Below are 20,597 nucleotides of genomic sequence, written 5' to 3'. Positions count from 1 at the left end.
GAGACCATATTCTCGCGGTTATTCTTTACCCCTTTGCACCGACCGGGGCTCTCTGTTAAAGACATCAACGCGATACTCTTTCTCTTCACAGCTTTTGTTTGAATATTCAGCTTATTCGAGATTATAATACACAGTATTTTCCAAGTCAAGGATACACGCTTATGATCGTACAATATGCCACTCTGTTTCGAATCGTGCTAATTCGCTCTTGCAATAATTTTCCATATAATGCTAGCATTTAGGATAGTAGACTTCCAAACCAAGCGGAGGGATCCAAACATGCTGCAGCAGCACAAGGCTATCATTCAAATCAATAAAGAAGGCTGGAATAAAGTAGCGGATCAATTCTTTGAAGGCTCGCTCGAACGTCTATCGTATGGTTCCTATGCGCCAACGGAGGAGGAGTTGAACCTGCTGGGGACAATTACAGATTGTGCGATCGTTGAAGTAGGGTGCGGCAGCGGGCATACACTGGAGTATCTGGCCAAGCGTGGAGCGCGCGAGCTCTGGGGCGTTGATTTGTCTGGCTCGCAGATTGAGACGGCAAGGCAGGTTACCTCTAACTTGGACACGCCTGTCGTCCTCATGGAGACACCTATGGAAGAGATGTCGGAGCTGCCGGAGAATTATTTTGACAAAGCGGTATCGATTTATGGACTCGGTTGGACCGTGGATTTGCCACTGACGTTAAGCCACATCCATAGAAGCTTGAAGCCCGGCGGGATCTTTGTATTTAGCTGGGAGCATCCCGTACATAGTGTGGTGGAATACAGCGATGCAGAGTTGAAATTCAGACGGTCCTATGTGACAGAGGGCTTCGAGCGGCATGAGGCATGGAGAGGTACGCCGATTGTCATGCACAACCGCAAGGTGAGCACGTTCATCAACGCGTTGATCAGCGCCGGCTTCGTCATCGATGCTGTAATCGAAGAGTCTGAGGTGGATGATGAGGACAACGTCAATCCGGCAAAATGGTACTCCGGCACAAAAGCGCGCATCATCCCATCTACGCTCATTATGAAGTGTCATAAATCTCGCGCTGAAGGAGAACCGGGCTAATGGATACTTCCATACTGAGTGCGTCTGGAATTTCGTTTCTGCTCGTAACGCTGCTGACTCCACTGCTCATCTGGGGCTTGCGCACACTGAAGCTAACGCAGCCTATTCGTGCAGAATTGCCGCCTGATCATCAAGCTAAACGCGGCACACCGTTAATGTCGGGATTAATCCTGCTAATTGGCATTATGGTTTCGGTCTACGTTCATCCCCAGCCGATGGTGCTGTTTTTAGGCGCAACGTTTGTTTTATTCGGGGTCGTAGGGTTCATGGATGATTTTCGAAAGGCAGCATTTCAAGATCCATCGGGCATTTCCGGCAAAATGAAGCTGGTTCTTCAGTTCACCTTCGCCTGTGCATTGCTGCTTGTATTGCTTCAGCAATTCAACTTAAGCACGGACATTGCGGTGTTTCGGGGCTTCTCGCTCAGCTTACCCCCATGGCTATATCTGGTGATCATGCTTTTGTTCATTGTAGGCTCCGCTAACGCCATTAACTTTACCGATGGGTTGGACGGGCTGTTAATCAACGTCGCGATTCCGACCTTTTTCTTCTTCTTTGTCATCTCCGAAAGAATCGAAGTGCAGACGTTCTCTCTAGTTATGATAGGCTGCCTGCTGGGACTGTTCATCTATAATATTTACCCGGCAAAAGCATTCATGGGCGACACCGGCTCCCTAGCAATTGGAGGTTCGCTCACCTTCTTGGCGGTCATCGAGAAGGTAGAGATTCTGATTCCGATTCTGTTTATCATCTATCTGGCCGAGCAGCTGTCTGTGATTCTGCAGGTCTGGTATTACAAGAAGACGAAGCTGCGCATCTTTCGGATGGCGCCGATTCATTATCATTTTAGCTTGAAGTATGGCTGGAGCGAGAACAAAATTGTCATGATATTCGGGTTTGTGTCGTGGCTGGCAGCGTTTGTTTCGTGGTTGCTCTGGAAATTTGTCTTGTAATCCTGCGAGAGAGGCAACCGACACCTCTCACAAAAGGCGGCTCTTCAACTAACTGTGTCTTACCTACTTCATTCGTCGCTCCCCCACCACTGTATTGCACCGAAAGCCGCTCTCTTGGCGAGGGCTGTACGAAATTAGCTGCTTGGGCGTTTAGGTAGATCTCCAGGTGCGCTTCTTGCACAAAATTTGCTACTTTGGCTTCCATGTAGACCTCTAGAGGGGCTTCATGCGTGAGATTAGCTACTTTGGCGTCCATGTAGATCCCCAGGTGAGCTTCTTGCACAAAATTAGCTGCTTTGGTGTTCCATGTAGATCTCTAGGTGTGCTTCTTGTACGAAATTAGTTACTTTGGCGTCCATGTAGATCTCTAGGTGAGCCTCTTGTGCGATATTAGCTACTTTGGGCGTTCATGTAGACCTCCAGGTATGCTCCTTGCGAGATATTTGCTTCTTTGGCGTCCATGTAGATCCCCGGATGTTACAGCCGCTGCGCGCTAACGAACCGTACGGGCCTTATTTAGGTGAAAATCGCCCTCTTTCAAATCTAACGAATCGTAGGGACGTTATTCCGCCCAAAAGGCTCGAAAAGGGGACTCCAAACATGAAATAGGGCCTGTAGGGTTCGTTAGAATTTCAAAATGAGCCAAATTGCTGAAATAAGGCCTCTGTGGTTTGTTAGAGTGAGGCCGGCGGCATATCCCTGAAACTTCACAGTGTGAACTACCCATTCTGAGCCAGAGAGGCGCCAAGCAGGGCCCCTGCCAGCGTTCAGCTCCCACCACAAAAAAAGGACTGTCCCAAAAGTCGCGGCTGCGCACTGTTGAGTCAGTCCTTCTATGGATCTATTCCGCGTAGCGGATAAACGACAGCAGCAGATCCTGCCTGTGGTCGCCGAAGTCGGCGCCGAATAGGTTAAGCCCGCGGCAATTGACTGCGTCTTCGGACACTTCAAGCCTGACGCGAATCGGCTTGTTGTACTGCAGGCCGAGTGTCGCAAGCGTCGTTTCCGACGATGCTTCGCCGTTCACTCGACTGCCGGCTGCGGAGATGCGCCACTCTGTAAGCTTACCGTATTCGGTGCCGCTCTTCCATTTGTCCGGAGTTAACTTACCTTTGCGGTCGCCGAGATCGCCGGGGCTTGTCCATGTGCCGACAAGTTGGTCGTTGATGATAAGGGAAATATCGGACGACCAGTCCATCTGGAAGCCTGCCGCTTCGGAGCACAGCTCTGCGCTGAACCACAGCTCATCAATGGCAACGCCGGGCGGCATCGGATTGGCAAAATAATATTCCACATATCCTGCCCCAGCGAACCAGAGCAAGGAAGCCTCTACCCGTTCCGGCAAGTAGAAGGCGCGCGGATCATCGACGGATCCCAGTTGCACGCAATCGCGGGTAACGATGCCGCATGTGGGCTGGACCGAGCAATGAGCGTACATGCCGATGGGCATGCGCAGCTCTTCCGTGCGAAGCAATCCTTCACCAAGCTTCACGGGCAAGTCCAACTGAATGGAGCGGCAGGTGACGGAGCATATTTTCTCCCGACTCGCGCCGAGTGTGGATGTAATCAGCTCTACGTTCTCCAGGATCTGCACGTTCACGGAAATGGTCGGCTGCGCAACGCCGAGTGCTTCGGCGAGCTGGCTGACGCTCATCGATTTCTCGCCCAGTGCTTCCAGGATACGGACGCGAACGTCACCGGACAACGCTTTGGCCACATCGATTAGGCGGGTGGAGGGATAACGAATGGTATCTTGTTTGAGTTCACTCATCTGCATTTCAACCCTTCATCGTTCAGTTCTTTCATTACCACCAGTGTACTCTATAATTGATGTATTGTAAAAACATAATATATATTGATTAAATCATATACCGATGCTAAAATGAGGGCAATTCAAATCCACCACCCTGAAAGGTTGTGTTTCCCAAATGGCTGCTCAAGCTTTGAAATCTGCACAAACAGAAATGCCGCGTCCCGAGTACCCGCGTCCGGATTGGCAGCGCCAAGATTGGCTGAATCTGAACGGCGTATGGGATTTCCGTCTAGATACTGAAGAGATTGTAAGCGATTACTCTGCCGCTTTGCAGCCTACGGATCAATTTGATTCCGAAATTACGGTACCGTTCTCGTGGTCCAGCCCGTTGTCGGGTATCGGCCGTAACGAGACTGGAACAGGCTGGTATAAGAAGACTGTAGCATGGGCGCCGGTAGAGAGCGGATCGCTTGTATTCGTGCGTTTTGGCGCTGTCGACTATCGCTCCGATGTATGGGTTAACGGCATTCATGTCGGTTCACATGCCGGCGGATATGGCAGCTTCGAGTTCGAGGTTAGTACGCTGTGGAGAAACGACGCAGAGAATACGATCATCGTGCGCGCAGAAGACTTCGACCGCAGCTCGCAGGCACGAGGCAAGCAAGGGTATGGCGAAATTCGCGGGATCTGGCAGCCGGTATGGCTGGAGGCGCGTCCTCAGGCCTATATCCAATCGGCTAAGTTCAACACCCGCATTGACGGCAGCATTGAAGTGAATGCCGCGATTACGGCGCAGGAAGCGGGAGAAGCCACGCTGCAGTTCAGCTTCGCCGATCAGTCGGTGCAGCATACGGCGGTTATTCAGCTCGAAGCAGGCAGCAATGCGGTTAACGTGTCGTTCATCGTAAGCGACCCGCAGCTGTGGAGCCCGGAGTCGCCGTTCATCTATGAAGGCGAGCTCACGCTCAGCAGCGGCACAAGCACGGATACGGTTTCCACGTATTTCGGTATTCGTGAAATCGGGACGGCATTGTTCGGTGACCGCTCGTATCGCTGGATCACGCTGAACGGCAAGCCGGTTTACCTGAACGGTACATTGGATCAGTCGTTCCATAAAACCGGTTATTTTACCTATCCAACGGATGAAGAGATGCATAATGAAATTTACTTGCTGAAACGCCTTGGCCTGAACATGGTCCGTATCCATATCAAACCGGAAGAGCCGCGCAAGCTGTACTGGGCGGATAAGCTGGGCATGCTCGTGATGGAGGATATGCCATGCTTCTGGGGCAACCCGGATGAGACGGCGCGCGCTTCCTATGAGAGCGAAGCCAGAGAGATTATCGATCGTGACTACAACCACCCATCGATCTTCTGTTGGGTTATGTTCAACGAAACTTGGGGCCTGAAGACCAACCCGCAAGGGGATGGGTTAACAGGAGAGCCTGGCCAGCAGAGCTGGTACTTGCCGGAAACGCAGGAATGGGTGCGCGGGATTTACCGCTGGGCGAAGCAAACGGATCCGACCCGGGTTATCGAGGATAATTCCCCGTGCAACTTTGACCATGTCGAGTCGGATTTGAATTCGTGGCATTTCTATATTAACGGCTATGAGCAAGTACGCGAGCATGTAACGGAGATTGTAGAGAAGACCTATCCGGGCTCAGACTTCAACTATATCGGCGGCAACTTGCAAGGCGACGCTCCGCTCATCAACAGTGAGTGCGGCAATGTATGGGGCTTCACGAGCGGTGCGGGCGACAGCGATCTCGCATGGCACTATCGGTACATGCTCAACGAATTCCGTCGCCATGACAAGATGTGCGGATTCGTCTTTACGGAATTCCGCGATGTAACCAATGAGTTTAACGGCTACTATCGCCTGGATGGAACGGACAAATATTTCGGTTACGAGGAGTTTGTGCCGGGCATGTCGCTTGCCGATCTGCATGCGGCAGACTTTATCGTCATCGACGCGCCGCCATGTCAGACGGTTCAAGCCAATGCGCGGGTAGCGGTGCCGCTGCTGCGCTCCAGCTATTCGGACCAATACCACGGCCAGCAGCTGCAGCTGAGCTATGAGCTGTGGTTTGACAACCTCGGTATCCGCACGGTTGCGGATCAAGGCGCAATCGCGCTTAACTGGGATGGCTTCGGCGTAACAGCAATTGATGCGCCGCTTACCGTTACGATGCCGAATCAGGATGCGGTTGCCGTGCTGGCGGTCTCCCTGAAGGATGCCTCCGGCAAAGTTGTAACACGCAACTTCATTACATTCGATGTGCGCAGCGGAAGCGAAGATGGCGTCTACGATGCAGAGGGGCGTTTCGTCAATGTACCGGTTACGGCATTTGCCGAGCACAGCTTTAACTATCAGTGGAATGCGATTCAAGGCTTTAAAACAAACGGCGGCGGAGAAGGCCAATTCGTTTACGACATTGACCTGCCGAGCAAAGCAGAGCAGAACGTCATCCACCATGTAGATATCCGCTTCGAAGCCAGCGCGAAGCGACTGCTTGCCCGCAATGTGGAAGGGGCTACGGATCGCGCGCACACGATTAGTTTCATGCATGGGGCTGACGCAAACGTGGAGCGCAACAGCAACACGTACTACATGACGGATGAAGAGCGTCATGAATCCCGCATCCATGTTCTCATTGATGGGGAGCGTGTCGGTTCGTTCCTGCTTCCGGATAATCCTGCAGATAGCAGAGGCGTTCTGTCCTGGCAGTATCAAGAGGTGTACAACAAGCTGGATGAAGCGGGATCTTTCGGCTACCTATGCAGCGTAACCTTGCCAAGCCGAATCGCAGCGAAGCTGGATCGCAGCCGCAGCTTCAAGCTGACGCTTGAGGCCGAACAGGGCGGTCTTGCCCTCTACGGTCGGAATGCCGGACGTTATCCGTTTGATGTGCTGCTTCAATTGAGGTAGTTAACGATTCATGCCGCGAAGTATTAAACAAGACGGTTAGCAGCAATCCTCCTACAAGCATACTTAAACAGCCGAACAAGTCGTCCCACAGCGGGGCGGCTTGTTTTGGCATGAAAAGTAACAATCTTCCCACTCGGACCCAACAGGTTTCACCCCTCCCTTTATTGAACACTTAACTAGATCCATATATATTTAGGGGGAACTTGGCATCCGGACTGGCAGAGGCGCCCTAAAATGTGAAGTCTGAAGCGGTGGCAGAGGAGTCGGAGATCAGGCACAGCCACGCATTAACTTTGAGGAGAGATCGTATGATGAAGGCGATCATCGTGGACGACGAATATTTTGTGCGCAAAGGGTTCATGCATATTATTCCTTGGCATGAGTTAGGGATTGAGATCATCGGCGAGGCGGCTAACGGCGAGCTTGCCTTGGAGCTCATGAAGCAATCCCATGTGGATTTGGTGCTTACGGATCTGACGATGCCGGTGATGAACGGGTTTGAGCTGATAAAACAAGTTCGCGAACATCATATTGGCACGTGGATTGCCGTCTTAACCTGTCATCAGGATTTTCATCATATTCAAGAGGCTGTGCGGCTTGGTGCGATCGACTATGTGGTCAAAACAGAGCTGGAGAATGACACCTTAAATAAATCCATCGCCCGCATCATTGAACGCATACGGTTAGAGGAGAAACGTAAGCTGGAGCTGCAGGAGCAGCATCAGGAGGCGGAGGAGCCATGGGCGTTGTTCTTGACGCCTGTTACGTATGAGGCAAATTGGGAGCTGCCCTTTGAGCTAATGATGCCCAGCCATAGGAGTCGCGCAATTACGATACAGAAGAAGGGCATTTATGTCAGGCGGGAAGACCTGCTTCAGAAATATACGAATATTGCACAGCTTTATGCCGCGATGGATTGGAATCAGTGGATTCCGGTCATAATCCGCGGTGTGCGGAATTTGCCCGAGAAAGTCATGGTGCAGCTGTTGACCCGGTACCGGGACGAGAAGCTGTTCTTTGATTTCCAGGCGCAGAAGACAGGCTATGAAATCGACTGGATTGAGCTGGAGACTCGGCCTATCACCACCGAAGATGCCGTTATGCAAGTGCTGAAGCAGCAGTGGCGTTCCTTCTACTGGGTGTACCACGATGGCGCATTTCACGACTTGATGGAAAAGGTGCGGGAGCGAAGACCGGCGGTTTCGGTTTGGATCGAGCATCTGAAGAACACCGTCCTTTTGTGGCGGCATTTTGAGTCGATATCGGAGTCGATGGACTGGGCTGCTGCTTGCGAAGAGCTGCTGTTCTGGGAGCAATGGACGGACTGGCTCAGGCTCGTTCGCTTGCGGCTGCGCCATCATGAGCTCTCCGAGGATGTGTGCATCGGCATCCTGCGGGCGATGCAGATGATTTCGATTGATTTGCAAAGCAGCATGAATCAGACCGAGGTGGCAAAACGCATCAATTTGAACCGGAGCTATCTCAGCCGCTGCTTCAAGCAATATGTCGGGAAGCAATTTCAGGATGTGCTGAACGACCTGCGCGTCGAGAAAGCGACGGAGCTGCTGGCTACGACGAACGAGCCCGTCTATCAAATCGCGGAGAAAACGGGCTTTCAGGACGAGAAGTATTTTAGCAAATTTTATAAACAGCAGACCGGCAGGCTGCCCAAGCATGTACGTAAAGAATAAGTTTCGTACGGGGTGCAGACGAGTTTCGCACACGTTACATGATGGACGTTCGCTACAATAGTTTAATCAGCTCATGAGGAGAGTGTAACTATGCAGCAATCCACGATTCAGTATCTGGCCCCGGCAGCGCAAATCGCAGCTTCCGAGCGCTATAAAGTACGTATCAACGGTCAGCCGGTATTCGTTTACAGCAGTCAAGGCGCAGGGTATGCGATGCTGTCCGCCGAAGGCAAGGTCACGGTTGAAATCGAAGACAGCCAAGCAGCTGAACAAGTTGTCGTTCGACCGCTCCGTCATGCGATTAAGCCGGTTCAAGCCGGCGGCGTGCTGCGTTTCGAGGCAGAGGCACCGATTAAGCTGTCGGTAGAGTTCAACGATAACATCCGCGAACCGCTGTTTATTTGGATCAATCCATTGGAAGCCCAGGCACGTCCGGATCAGGCCGATCCATCAGTGCGTTATTTTAAGGGTGGAGAGGTTCATCAAGCAGGTGAAATCGTATTGTCGGACGGAGAAACGGTTTATATTGAAGAGGGTGCTATCGTATATGGACGAATTAAGGCTGAGAACGCATCGAACATTGCGATTCGCGGCAGAGGTATACTGGATGGTTCGTCGTGGAGAGAGGCCGAGGAAGGCAGCAAAAGGCATCTGATGATGCTGCTTGCAGGCTGCAAGCATGTGACAATCGAGGGGATTTCGGTTATCGATGGGCCGACCTGGCATGTGGTGCCGGCAGGCAGCACGCAAGTCGCGATCAGCAACATCAACATTCTGACTTACGCGGGAACCGGTGACGGCATTGATATCGTAGGCTGTGAGGATGTGACGGTGGATAATGTGTTCGCTCGCTCCAAGGACGACTGCATTGCGATCAAAGCCGTCGATTATTTCCATCCGGCCGGCTTGCATGATGTGAGAAATGTACGCGTGACCCGCTCGGTGTTCTGGAACGCTGAATGGGGCAATGCACTCGAGATCGGCTATGAGACGCGCTGCGCTTCCATCTCCGAAGTCGAATTCAGCGACTGCGATATTATCCGCTGCGAATTCGAAGGTTACGAGTCCGGCGGTACGTTTACGATTCATAATGGCGATCGTGCGGATGTGCATAATGTGCTGTACAAGAACATCCGAGTGGAGGATTCACGCGAGAAGCTCATTGATATTAAAGTACAGTTCTCGCAATACTCGAAGGATGCGGAGCGCGGTCATGTCCGTGATATTCGTTTCGAGGACATTGCCATTGTCGGCGGCTTGCTGCCGGTGTCGATTATTCGCGGCTATGATGCCGAGCATATGATTGAGCAGGTTACGATCAGCAACCTAACCTATCAGGGCGAGGCTCTTCGCGGAGCGAACGAAGCGAAGATGGTCGTGGAGCTGAGCAGGAAGATCGCATTCGTTTCCTAGTCATTTTGCAGTTCGTCCATGCGTTCATTAGGACCGTCTACCTATGTGTAGCGGTCTTTTCTATTTCCAGGGTGGAATTGCGTATGATTTCCAGTTAAGGAGGAGACAGATTTCACTGTTCTACCTACTTTTTTCCATATTGGAGCCATCCGCGCCAAAATTATAATTAGAATTGCGGTCCCAGCATATCACTTGAAAAATGAAGGGAAATGGTGAGCATGGTCAGCATTAAGAAATGGGTCTCGATAATGGCAGCCGTTATGATGATTTTCTCATTGGTTAGCCAAGTCGTACCCGTTCTCGCAAGCGCTTCCAATGAGGAATACACAAGCGATTTTAGCAGTGCCGAAGGTTGGACACTGGATGCCACGCTTTCAATTGCCAATGGCAAGCTGCATTCGGAGTCATGGAGTGCCTATCTGCAATCAGCGGTCACAGACCAGAGCTTTGACGGTACGTATTCATTCCAAGTCGACGTCGAGGCGCCTTTGTCGAGCGGACACTGGAATGCAACGCGATTGCTGTGGGGATATCAAGACGCAAGCAACTATTACGAATTGCTGTTAGGCAATGCAAGCGTTGCGAACAATGCGGCAAACGTTTCTTTGAAGAAAATCGTGAACAATGCGGAAACCAGTTTGGCAACTGATATTGTTTACGGAATAGGCGGCAAAACAACCACATTGCAAGTCATTCAAGAGGATGACGGACATATCTCGGTGAATGCCCTTCAAGCGAACACGGTTACCAAGTTGTTTGACCGGGTTGAGGATCACGCGTATAATGCGGGCAAAATTGCGATCGGTGTTCGAAGCAGCCCGATTGATTTCGATCATTTCCGCGTAGTTGAAGGTGTAGAAGTGCTGACCGCGCCGGAGCAGCCGGAAGTGCCGGTCGTGGAGACGCCAACTATGGCAGACGGTAACTTTATTGTCCAAGGGAGTGAAATTAAGGACCCAAGCGGAAACACATTCATTGCCAAAGGCGTGAACGTGAACGGCCCGCGCTGGCCTTGGTCTCGTCCGACATTGCCAGACGTGAATATGATCGTGGACACTTGGAAATTCAATACGGTTCGTGTGAACATGTTCCCGCGTATGGAGCATTGGAACATCAACAATAACATGGATTTGGACGGCATCGTAAATGCGTTTACCTCCAAGCATGTCGTAACCATGCTTGAGGATCATGATTTCACGGGCTCGTATCCGGGTGAAACCGGCTCAACCGCTGCGGATGGCAGTTATTCCATGTCCGTGGACGAACTGAAAGCCTATTGGATTAACCTTGCAACGAAGTACAAAGACAATCCGTACGTCTGGTTCAACATCATGAATGAACCGGGGCAGGCCGGACAGGGGTATTCGACTAGCGAGTCCATTGCGCGCTGGAAAGAGGTGCATGAGGAAATCATTGCAGCCATCCGTGCGATTGGAGCGGAGAATATCATCGTTTTGGACGGTCATTTGTACGGCCAAGAGGGCGGATTCCGAAATGGAACGTCTGACAGCGCGATTTTGTCTACGGGCCAGCAGCTGGCGGCATCGTACGATAATCTGGTGTTCTCGCTTCACATGTATGGGGAATGGTTTAATGGCCAGCAGCGGCTCGCGAACTATCTGGATGAAGCTGCAAACAAAGGTTTGGCACTCATCATTGGAGAGTATGGCGGCGGCGACAGTCAGACTACGAACGTAACGGCGGCGATGTTCAATGAGGCTGTTCAGCGTCATGTGGGTCGACTTGTATGGGCATGGGAAGGCGAGGATCAATTCGATCTGACTGCCAATACGACCAAAGGCGGCGGCTGGGAAGTCGATAAGCTAGACGGCTCACGTCCGACGAATCTGAGCTGGCTTGGCAATCAAGTGTGGGATGACAATCATAATTCGTTGACGTTACCGGTGACGCTTAATCTTCCTGTGATGGTCAACGGTAACTTTGAAGATGGCTTGACCGGCTGGTTGAACTGGTCGCGCGCTGAGCTCGCAACAGGAGTTGGAGTCGATAATTCTAAAGCGTTCAAGGTGCCCGCAGGTGGAGCGGGTGGCGGCGGTCAATTCGTGACGATTAAGCCGAATACCACGTATACGCTGACAGTTTGGGGTAAAGTAAGCGGTGCGATTGAATCAGATACTGCTGATGCGGGTTTCCAGTATAAGCCGACGGAGCAATCGCCGGATTCCGATCAGATCAAATTCATATTGTCGTTCGATTCGACGGCATGGACGAAGAAAGAAGTGACGTTCACGACGGGGCCAAGCGTTGCGGGAGCAAACGTATTTGTATGGAAGTCGGCAGCCGGCGTGGACCTGCTGGTCGACAACGTATCGCTTGCGGAACAACCGCCAATTGTTGTAAACGGCGATTTCGAGAAGGATTTGGACGCCTGGATGAACTGGGGACGTCTTGAAGCAGCGGCAGGAGCAGGAATTGGCGGCTCGAAGGCGCTGAAAGTAACGGCCGGCGGTGCTGGCGGCGGCGGTCAATTCGTGACGGTGAAACCGAACACGAATTACAAGCTGGCGATCTGGGGCAAGGTGAGCGGCGCAACCGAGGCGGATGGCGCTGCGGCAGGCTTCCAATACAAGCCGACGGACCAATCACCGGATTCCGACCAAATCAAACATGTGCTGTCGTTTGACTCGACCGAATGGACAAAGAAAGAGGTCGTGTTTAAGACGGGAGCCAGTGTAGCGGCTTCGAACGTATTTATTTGGAAAAACACAGCGGGCGTTGACTTGCTGATCGACAACGTTCAACTCGTCGAAACAACGGAAGATCCTGGTGAGGTGACCCCTGAGCCGCAAGGCTTGACGCTGGATACCGCTGTATTCAAGAACGAGGCAGGCGCAATTGTTACGAGCGTGCCTGCCGAAGGGATGCTGCTCGCCGAAGTGACGGCAACGAATCATGGCGCGGCTCAGCCCGTGACCCTTGTTGTGGCGTTGTATAATAAGAAAGGCGTCATGAAGGCTATGTCTTCTGTATCGAGAACGTTGAAGGACGGCGAGACCGCTACATTCACCAGCGGTTTCGATCTGCCGAAACGCGCAGAGAAGTTTACGGTTAAGGTGATGGTTTGGAATAACCTTCAGGATAAGGTGCAATTGGCGGACCCGATTGTCATGCTGCCTTTGACGAAGGATGACAAGAAAGAAGAGAAGAAGGCAGAGAAAGAAGAGAAGAAGCAAGAGAAAGAGGATAAGAAGGACGACAAGAAAGATAAAAAATAAACGTTGCGAGGCGGTTCCGTTCACAGAAGCAGCCGGCCAAGGGGAGTTCCTTGGTCGGCTGTTTTTTCACTTATGAACCAGTGCTTAGATGTTTGCATCTAGCAGATGATTGATTACAAAAGAAAGCACCCCTTAGAAATTCCTAAGAGGTGCTCTTTTTAGTTGCGGCTCATCAAGGATGAGCTGCAACCCAATCCACGATGGCGCGGTATTTCGGCGCGCTTGCGTTCGATTGGCCGGTGAACGCTTTAGCTCCCCACGCACCGCCGGAAGACCAAGAACCGGCATGCGCATAATGGTTATAGAGCACGAAATACGGAGCGAATTTGTTCAGCATGTACGTGTATTCGGTGTAGATGTTTTGGTTGCCGCTCCATTGATCGGCGTTGGTCAGCACATGCTGTCCGCCCTCGTAGCAGCCGAGCTTCACGTTATATTTCTGCGCGATGGCGACTGCAGTCAGTACGCGATCTGTGAAAGTAGCATCAATATCGGCGTGGAACTGGCTTTGAATGCTGGCACTTGCACCGTCTAGGCCGCTGCCGACATAAGGCGCGATGGCAATCATATCCGCTTTCTGATTCGTCGGATTCCAAGTGGTGCTGTTCACGACATTCGCATAACCTTGGTCGAAGATGTCATAGTTGCCGCTGAAGGAGGCAACCCGCACTACGCGTGCGGCCATCTCGGAGCCGTACACAGTCGCGAATTGGTTCCAGATCTGAACGGATCTGTACAGGCTGAATGCGCCGCCTTGATACCATTGATTGGAGCCGGGCAAGCCCAGCGCAACGCCTTGATCGAGTGTATATTGGAACTGCGCGAAGCCGCCGTTCCATGTCTCATTCGAGTATTCAACGTACACTTTCAGCGCTGGCTTCAGCTTCGATTTAATCAGCGCAGCAAGCTGGTTGGCATAGTTGTTATCCGCCATATGCGGCAGGGTCACCCACATATCCTTATTGGTCCGGTTACAGAGATCGATCATCCATTCATAGGCAAGGCCGGCTCTGATCGGGTCAGATGGCCCGATGTAGCCGATGTCGCTGTTCACGGGATCATTCGGCAAGCGGCGCTGTGACCACGTTTGCACCTTGGAGTTGTTGGTGCCGCCCCAATCCATGAAACGAAGCGTCGTGTAAGGCGCGAGCTCGCTAATAAACGTCGGGTTCCACACATCGTCGCCGTTTGTATAGGCAGTGGCCCAGTTCACAGTTGTTTTGAACGGCGTTTCACCGCTCCACGTACCCATGAACCAGAAGTTCGTGCCGATCTTCATCGTCCCCGTACCGCCGCCCGGAGGGTTAGTGCCGCCACCGCCGGTGCCGGTCGTAATGATCAGCTCCGGTTTGGTGCTGCTCTCCCGCGACTGGTACACTTCCCAGCTGCCAAGATTGGAGCTGAAGCCGAAGGTCACGGAGGAGCTGGCTGCGCTCAGCTTGCTCTGCACAGCCGATGTGACATCAAACTCCACATACCCGTTCGCCGTAACCGACTGGGTAGCGATTTGTGTACCTAATGCAGGTTTTGCACCACCTTCGCTCCAGCTCTCGGTCGAGGCACTGTTTACGATGAGGGTATGGTTATTAGCGTGGCTGCTATGGTAGATTCGGACCTTTGCGCTTGAAATGGATGTGGAAATACCGCTAAGCGAGAACTTCGTAAAGAGGTTGTTCCACTGACTGACATTCAATGTTGCATTCGTACCGGCAGCAACATCGCTCTGCGTATCCGTGTCTGCGACAGGATTCAGCGTAGAGGTTGAGCTGGCAGCGTTCGGCGTAATGACGAGCACCGGCTTGTTGCTGCTCTCCCGCGATTGATAGACTTCCCACGAGCCGATATTCGTGCTGAAGCCGAAGGTGACGGAGGAGCTTGCGGTGCTTAGCTTGCTCTGCACGGCTGCGGTTACATCAAGCTCGACGTACCCGACAGCGGACACGGCTTTCGTATTGATTTGTGAGCCTAAGGACGGTTTAGCAGAGCCTTCGCTCCAGCTTTCGGTGGAGGCGCCGTTTACGATTAAGTTATGATTCGTGGTGTGCGTGGAATGATAGATTCTGACTTTCGCGCTTGCGATGGAGCTCGGCACGCCGGACAAGCTGAATTTGGTGAACAAGTTATTCCACTGACTGATGTTCAATGTCGCATTCGTACCGGCAGCGACATCGCTTTGCGTATCTGTGTCTGCGACCGGATTTAACGTAATATCTGTCGCCGCCATTACCTTGGTATCATCGCGATAAGCAGTAAAGGACCAAATCAGGGCAATTGCCAGCACAATCGAAAGCCATTTCCTCATTACATATGCCTCCTTGAATAGTGGTGTAAGAATGCCTTGTTCCCATGAATTTAAGCGCTTTCAACCTCCTTCAGTAAGAGGTTACCAAAGTGGATTTTTATGGTAAAGGCAAAGTTGTGCACTGGTGAGGGGGGAATTGTGTGCAGCATAGAAAACGGCAGCTCGGGCTAATACCTGGTACTAGAACAAGATGGTACTTATGGAAGTCGAAGGTCCGCAGTATGATGAAGCCATAACAAATAACCGAACAGGTTATACGGGAGGGCTTTAAGCCATGATGGAAACGACGACAACGAATCGCAAAAACTTTTACCGCCGCCGTAATACACCGACGTATACGTTTATGGCATGGGCAGCATTCGTATTGGCATGCGGCTTCGAATTTGTGGGGATTTACACGCTGGAGCAGCCGCTATCGGTCCAAGGCTATTATGCGGTAACAGGCGTTCTGCTCATCATCACCTCCTTCCTGCTGCAGAAGGTTGCGCGGGATAACGACGAAGATAATTTTCTGAAAGAGTTTAATCCAAGCTACCGCAAAAGAAACACATCGGCCTTTACCTTCCTCTCATGGGCCGGCTTCGTGCTTGCGATTCTCGCTGAGTATATCGGTCTCTACACCTTGGAAGAGCCGTTCTACGTCAAAGGGTATTACGCCATCGGCGGTGCGTTCCTCATCGTTGCTTGTCTCGTCTTACAGAAAACCATTCGCGATAACGAAGAGGATCAGCTGCATCTTAAAGAAATAACGGATGAAAACACAGCTAATTTGTAGGCAATATCCGGAGACTTTCCTCACGATAGGTGAGGAAAGTCCTTTTATTTGTCACCGCATCATTCCACATAAATCGAGGCGTGAGGTGGAGGCCAATAGCGATTCGTGAATGATTGTAGGAGATCGTGTAGGTGAGGTGCATGAATTCCTATTTAATACAATCGCCCAGTATGTATTTTCGCATTTGTTACAGTTTACGGGACTCTGGCGGCATGGCAGGATGGAACTTGAGAGGAGGGATGGCTGAACTTTTGAAGAGGCGGTATGACAGTCGGATTTGTGGTTCATTAGGGCAGACGAGATGAAATCAATGAAATGAGGGATTGTTGAGGATGAGAAGTAAGAAGGGCAAGAATGGAACGTTGAAGGTGCGGGTCATTACCATTTTATCTGCATTATCGCTTATGCTTCCGATTATTCCGGCTACGTCCGCATTTGCTGCGACACTAAATGTAACCGCTTACGGTGCGAATGGAAGCGACACGGCAGATGACTTGGCGGCCATTCAGAATGCGGTCAATGCTGCCGCAAGCGGCGATACGGTGCTGCTGCCAGCCGGTACTTATTATTTGTCTGCGAATGTGAACGGTAAATCCGGTGTCAAGATTGCAGGTGCCGGACGTGATTTGACGACGGTGAAGATGACATCCGGTTCAGCCTCCACGATGTTCTTCTACCTTCATAACGTGACCAATGCGGAAGTGGCGGATATGACGCTGGACGGCAACAACAGCACGGTATTGTTGTCCGCCGTGACGTCCGAATCTGGCGACAGCAACAAAATGCGCCACCTGCGAGTTAAGGATTTGGCAGCTTCTGCAGGCTTCGGTCCTTTCGCACTCTATGCGATTGGGTCCACCAATCTGGAGATCTCCGATAACATCGTGAACAACAGCGGCGTGAATTCGGATTGGGGCGCAGGCGTACGCGCAGGCTGGGGTTCGAGCCATGCGCTGATCGAGAATAATACGATTTCCAATACCGGCCGCGGGGGGATTTTCCTCAACGATGACAGTCCATATGCGACGGTGCGCGGCAATACGATTACAGGAACGGGCAAGAAGATGGAAGGTCTCGGCATCGAGCTGCATACCAACGTTGACTATTCCGTCATCGAAAATAACAACGTCGACCATTGGATCAGCGCAGTGCGTTCCAAATACATTGCGGTGCGCAATAACACCGTGAAAGCCAACGATGGCTCGGTGGGCAACATGGGGCTTGAAGTCATGGTCGATCATGGCGTTACATCCGGCAACCTCGTCGATGGCGGCCAGCAAGTAGGGATGCAGCAATCGCCTGGAACAGGCTATCAGCTGTGGAACTACAATACGGTTCAGAACATCGTCATGTGGGGCATGCAGCTCCAAGGTGCGGGAACCGGATTTACCGAGCAATATCAGTACTTTTACAAAAACACCTGGAAAAACGGACCAACCGGCAATCCTGCCGCAGCCTATCCCGGTTATGACGGCAATGCGGTTCGGATCCATGGCGATACGAAGAACATCGTATTCGACAGCAACCAAATCCTCAATAACGGACGCAAAGCGATAGAAATTACGACGGCTAGCGGTACAGACCGTATTAGCTTCATTAACAACACGATTACAGGCAATGGCGGTCCATCGATTGATCAATATCCGTCCTCTGCAGCGGATCTGGAGTGGTCCAATAATACGGTAAGCGGCAATGGTACGAATACGCAGCTTACGAGCAGAGGCTTCGGCGATGCGAAGCCGGTCGCGAACTTCACGGCTCCGCTGACCGTGCAGCTGGGACAGCCGATTACGTTTACGAATACGTCCACGGATAACGGAACGATCGTTGAGAATCTGTGGGATTTGGGCGAAGGCATCCCGGTTACGACGGCAAGCCCGACTTATACGTACCAGAAGGCGGGTACTTACAAAGTCATTCTTGGCGTTTGGGATAACGGAGGAAGAGCAAGCGTGAAAGAGCAGACGGTTACGGTATTTACTGGACCGCCGGATACGACGGCTCCTACTGCTCCGGGCAGCTTGTCTGCACCTACGAAATCGAATGTTACGGTAGATCTGTCGTGGACAGCATCCACGGATAATGTAGGCGTCATTGGCTATGATGTGTACAAAGGCGGTACATTGATCGGTTCTACAACGGGTGCAAGCGCAACGACGTTCACCGTGACAGGTTTGACGCCAAGCACGGCGTACAGCTTCACGGTTAAGGCAAAAGACGCTTCCGGCAACGTATCTGCAGCAAGCAATACCTTGAACGTGACGACAGATGCCGGCGATACGCAGGCACCAACGGCGCCATCGAATTTAGTTTCGCAGGCGAAGAACGACACGAGTGTCAGCTTGTCGTGGTCGGCGTCTTCGGACAATGTTGGCGTAACGGGCTACAATATTTATAACGGTTCAACTTTGGCGGGCACGACTACCGGCGTAAGCGCAACTTCCTTCACGGTTACGGGCCTCGCATCGAACACGGCGTTTACGTTCACGGTCAAAGCGAAGGACGCATCGAACAATATTTCGGCGGCCAGCAACGCGCTCACTGTGACAACGGATCCTGCCGCGAACTGGGTGAATTGTGCGGGCGAGAACAATCCGTGTAACTTCACAGGTACGAAGCAAGTTCGCTACGGAGTACCGGGCAGCTATGTATACGGAACGTTTACGAACACGGTAATGTGTTCCAACAACGGCTTCGGAACGGATCCGGCAGTTGGGCAATACAAGACGTGTGACGTCAATCAAGCCGGCGGTACAGGCGGCGACACGCAAGCGCCAACGGCTCCAACCGGGCTGACTTCGCCATCGAAAACCTCGACAAGCGTTAGTTTGTCTTGGACAGCATCGACCGACAATGTCGGCGTAACCGGCTATGATGTCTATAACGGAAGCACGTTAGCAGGTTCCACTACCGGTGCGACAACCTTCACAGTGAGCGGCCTTACGGCAAGTACGGCTTACACATTCACGGTTAAGGCCAAAGATGCAGCGGGCAATGTATCGGCAGCGAGCAGCGGTCTGAATGTAACGACAAACGCATCTTCGGACACAACAGCACCAACAGCTCCAACCGGGCTGACTTCGCCATCCAAGACGGATACGAGCGTGAATCTGTCCTGGACGGCCTCGACGGATAACGTCGGCGTCACCGGCTACAACATTTATAACGGAGCAACTCTTGCAGGCTCCACAACAGGTGCAACGACATTCACAGTCACTGGCTTGACCGGAAGCACGGCATACACCTTCACGGTCAAAGCGAAGGATGCGGCGAATAACTTATCCGCTGCCAGTTCCACGCTGAACGTCACGACGAATGCACCGTCTTCAGGAACGAACGGTTTGCTGGGCCAATATTATGCCGGTGAGTTCGGTACGCTGGCTCTGAGCAGAACCGATGCCACCATCGACTTCGATTGGGGCGGCGGACGGCCGACGGATGATGTACCGGGTGAATGGTTCACGGTGAGATGGACCGGTAAAGTGCAGCCGCAATACTCGGAGACCTATACGTTCTACACAAATACAGATGACGGTGTGCGTCTGTGGGTGAACGGCGTACAAATCATTAACAACTGGGTCGCCATGAACGGGGAACTCAGCGCAACCGTTACACTCACCGCTGGTGTGAAATACGACATCAAGATGGAATATATCGAGAACGGCGGTAACGCGCACGCGCAGCTCTCCTGGTCGAGCGCTTCGCAGGCGAAGCAAATTATCCCTACAGGCTGCTTGTTTACAAGCTAGCAGCAGCATCCCGGCTAGCGAAAAAGGACTTTCTTTCAGCTTTTGCTGAGGGGAAGTCTTTTTTTGTACAGAAATTGGGAACCGTAATGATGTAACCTTTCAGCCACGGCTGCCGTCAATAGACGCATACGATACGATAGCTTGACCACCTCACACCAAGGAGAATGTACCCAATGAAAAAAATCATGATACTCATGCTGACCGTCGTCATCGCAATCGTACTCGGCGCATGCGGCAGCAAGGAACCAAACAAGGAACAGAACCAAGGGCAAAATCAGAATCAGAATCAGGAGCAGGCCGCCGAATCGAAGCTGTCTGCGAAAGAGATGATTACTCAAATGACGAAACAAGCGGGTCAGCCGATGTTTATGGAGCTCGACAAGTTGACGTTAAAGCGGTTCTATCAAATCGATGCGGCACTGCTGGAGGATTTCAATGTGCGCATGCCGATGGCGAACCTGTCCTCGAATGAAGTTGCTATTTTCAAAGTGAAGGATGCCAAGGATATTCCTACCGTGGAAGCGGGAATTAAGCAGCGTGCTGAGGAAGTTCAGAAAGAGTTCCAATCGAAGAAGGCCGATCAATATGAGAATGCCAAGAACTACAAGCTGCTGACCAAAGGCAAATACGTGCTGTTCATCATCTCAAGCAAGCAAGACGAAATGACGAAGGTTTACGAGAGCTTCTTCGAGAAGAACGGCGGCGTATAAAATAAAACGGTCTGTCTGCAGGCG

11 protein-coding genes, 1 pseudogene and 1 other annotated feature (1 of these 13 cut by a window edge) are annotated in these 20,597 nt (G+C 51.9%); of the genes and pseudogenes, 10 read left to right on the top strand and 2 right to left on the bottom strand.

What is annotated here, in order from left to right; genetic code table 11:
* Positions 1-98 (bottom strand) — a binding site (T-box leader) (it extends 162 nt beyond the left edge of the window).
* Positions 99-279: 181 nt separating this feature from the next.
* Together AC50Y3_RS25585 and mraY are read left to right on the top strand one after the other, a co-directional pair.
* Entirely contained in the window at positions 280-1,059 is a 780-nt protein-coding gene (locus tag AC50Y3_RS25585; protein ID WP_494821549.1) for a class I SAM-dependent methyltransferase, read from the top strand.
* Positions 1,059-2,012, top strand: coding sequence for a phospho-N-acetylmuramoyl-pentapeptide-transferase (gene mraY, locus AC50Y3_RS25580; protein ID WP_494821548.1), 954 nt, complete (start codon positions 1,059-1,061; stop codon positions 2,010-2,012). Before AC50Y3_RS25585 ends, mraY begins: the two co-directional genes overlap by 1 nt.
* 841 nt (positions 2,013-2,853) lie before the next feature.
* Here mraY and AC50Y3_RS25575 read toward each other — a convergent pair.
* Positions 2,854-3,783, bottom strand: coding sequence for an ArsR/SmtB family transcription factor (locus AC50Y3_RS25575; protein ID WP_494821547.1), 930 nt, complete (start codon positions 3,781-3,783; stop codon positions 2,854-2,856).
* A 157-nt stretch (positions 3,784-3,940) separates the two neighbouring features.
* On the opposite strand from AC50Y3_RS25575, the gene AC50Y3_RS25570 reads away from it, so the two are divergent.
* From AC50Y3_RS25570 to AC50Y3_RS25555, 4 genes are all read left to right on the top strand, one after another.
* A complete protein-coding gene (locus AC50Y3_RS25570; protein WP_494821546.1) occupies positions 3,941-6,697 on the top strand; it encodes a glycoside hydrolase family 2 protein in 2,757 nt (918 codons plus the stop codon).
* A gap of 308 nt (positions 6,698-7,005) precedes the next feature.
* Positions 7,006-8,388, top strand: coding sequence for a response regulator (locus AC50Y3_RS25565; protein ID WP_494821545.1), 1,383 nt, complete (start codon positions 7,006-7,008; stop codon positions 8,386-8,388).
* A gap of 90 nt (positions 8,389-8,478) precedes the next feature.
* Positions 8,479-9,801 carry a glycosyl hydrolase family 28 protein gene (locus AC50Y3_RS25560; protein ID WP_494821544.1) on the top strand — a complete coding sequence of 441 codons (1,323 nt, stop codon included), beginning with the start codon at positions 8,479-8,481 and terminating at the stop codon, positions 9,799-9,801.
* A gap of 218 nt (positions 9,802-10,019) precedes the next feature.
* Positions 10,020-13,037: a cellulase family glycosylhydrolase gene (locus AC50Y3_RS25555; protein ID WP_494821543.1), complete on the top strand. Its 3,018-nt coding sequence runs from the start codon at positions 10,020-10,022 to the stop codon at positions 13,035-13,037.
* 172 nt (positions 13,038-13,209) lie between these two features.
* On the opposite strand, the gene AC50Y3_RS25550 is transcribed toward AC50Y3_RS25555, so the two are convergent.
* Entirely contained in the window at positions 13,210-15,339 is a 2,130-nt protein-coding gene (locus AC50Y3_RS25550; RefSeq protein ID WP_494821542.1) for a CBM96 family carbohydrate-binding protein, read from the bottom strand.
* A gap of 274 nt (positions 15,340-15,613) precedes the next feature.
* Between AC50Y3_RS25550 and AC50Y3_RS25545 the strand changes: the two are divergent.
* The 4 genes and pseudogenes from AC50Y3_RS25545 to AC50Y3_RS25530 all read left to right on the top strand — a co-directional run.
* A pseudogene (locus tag AC50Y3_RS25545) lies at positions 15,614-15,820 on the top strand (YiaA/YiaB family inner membrane protein); the annotation flags it as partial.
* Between the two features lie 30 nt (positions 15,821-15,850).
* Positions 15,851-16,114: a YiaA/YiaB family inner membrane protein gene (locus tag AC50Y3_RS25540; RefSeq protein WP_494821670.1), complete on the top strand. Its 264-nt coding sequence runs from the start codon at positions 15,851-15,853 to the stop codon at positions 16,112-16,114.
* Between the two features lie 332 nt (positions 16,115-16,446).
* Positions 16,447-19,863 (top strand): fibronectin type III domain-containing protein, encoded by a 3,417-nt coding sequence (locus tag AC50Y3_RS25535; RefSeq protein ID WP_494821541.1) that lies wholly within the window; start codon positions 16,447-16,449, stop codon positions 19,861-19,863.
* A gap of 173 nt (positions 19,864-20,036) precedes the next feature.
* The gene (locus tag AC50Y3_RS25530; RefSeq protein ID WP_494821540.1) at positions 20,037-20,573 is read left to right on the top strand and encodes a DUF4358 domain-containing protein; all 537 of its coding nucleotides are present in this window, start codon (positions 20,037-20,039) and stop codon (positions 20,571-20,573) included.
* The last annotated feature ends 24 nt before the right edge of the window (positions 20,574-20,597 follow it).

It is taken from the genome of Paenibacillus sp. J22R98 (genome assembly GCF_059383835.1).
Note: the sequence above shows the minus strand (reverse complement) of the source record. Positions and strands in the feature narration are given on the sequence as shown.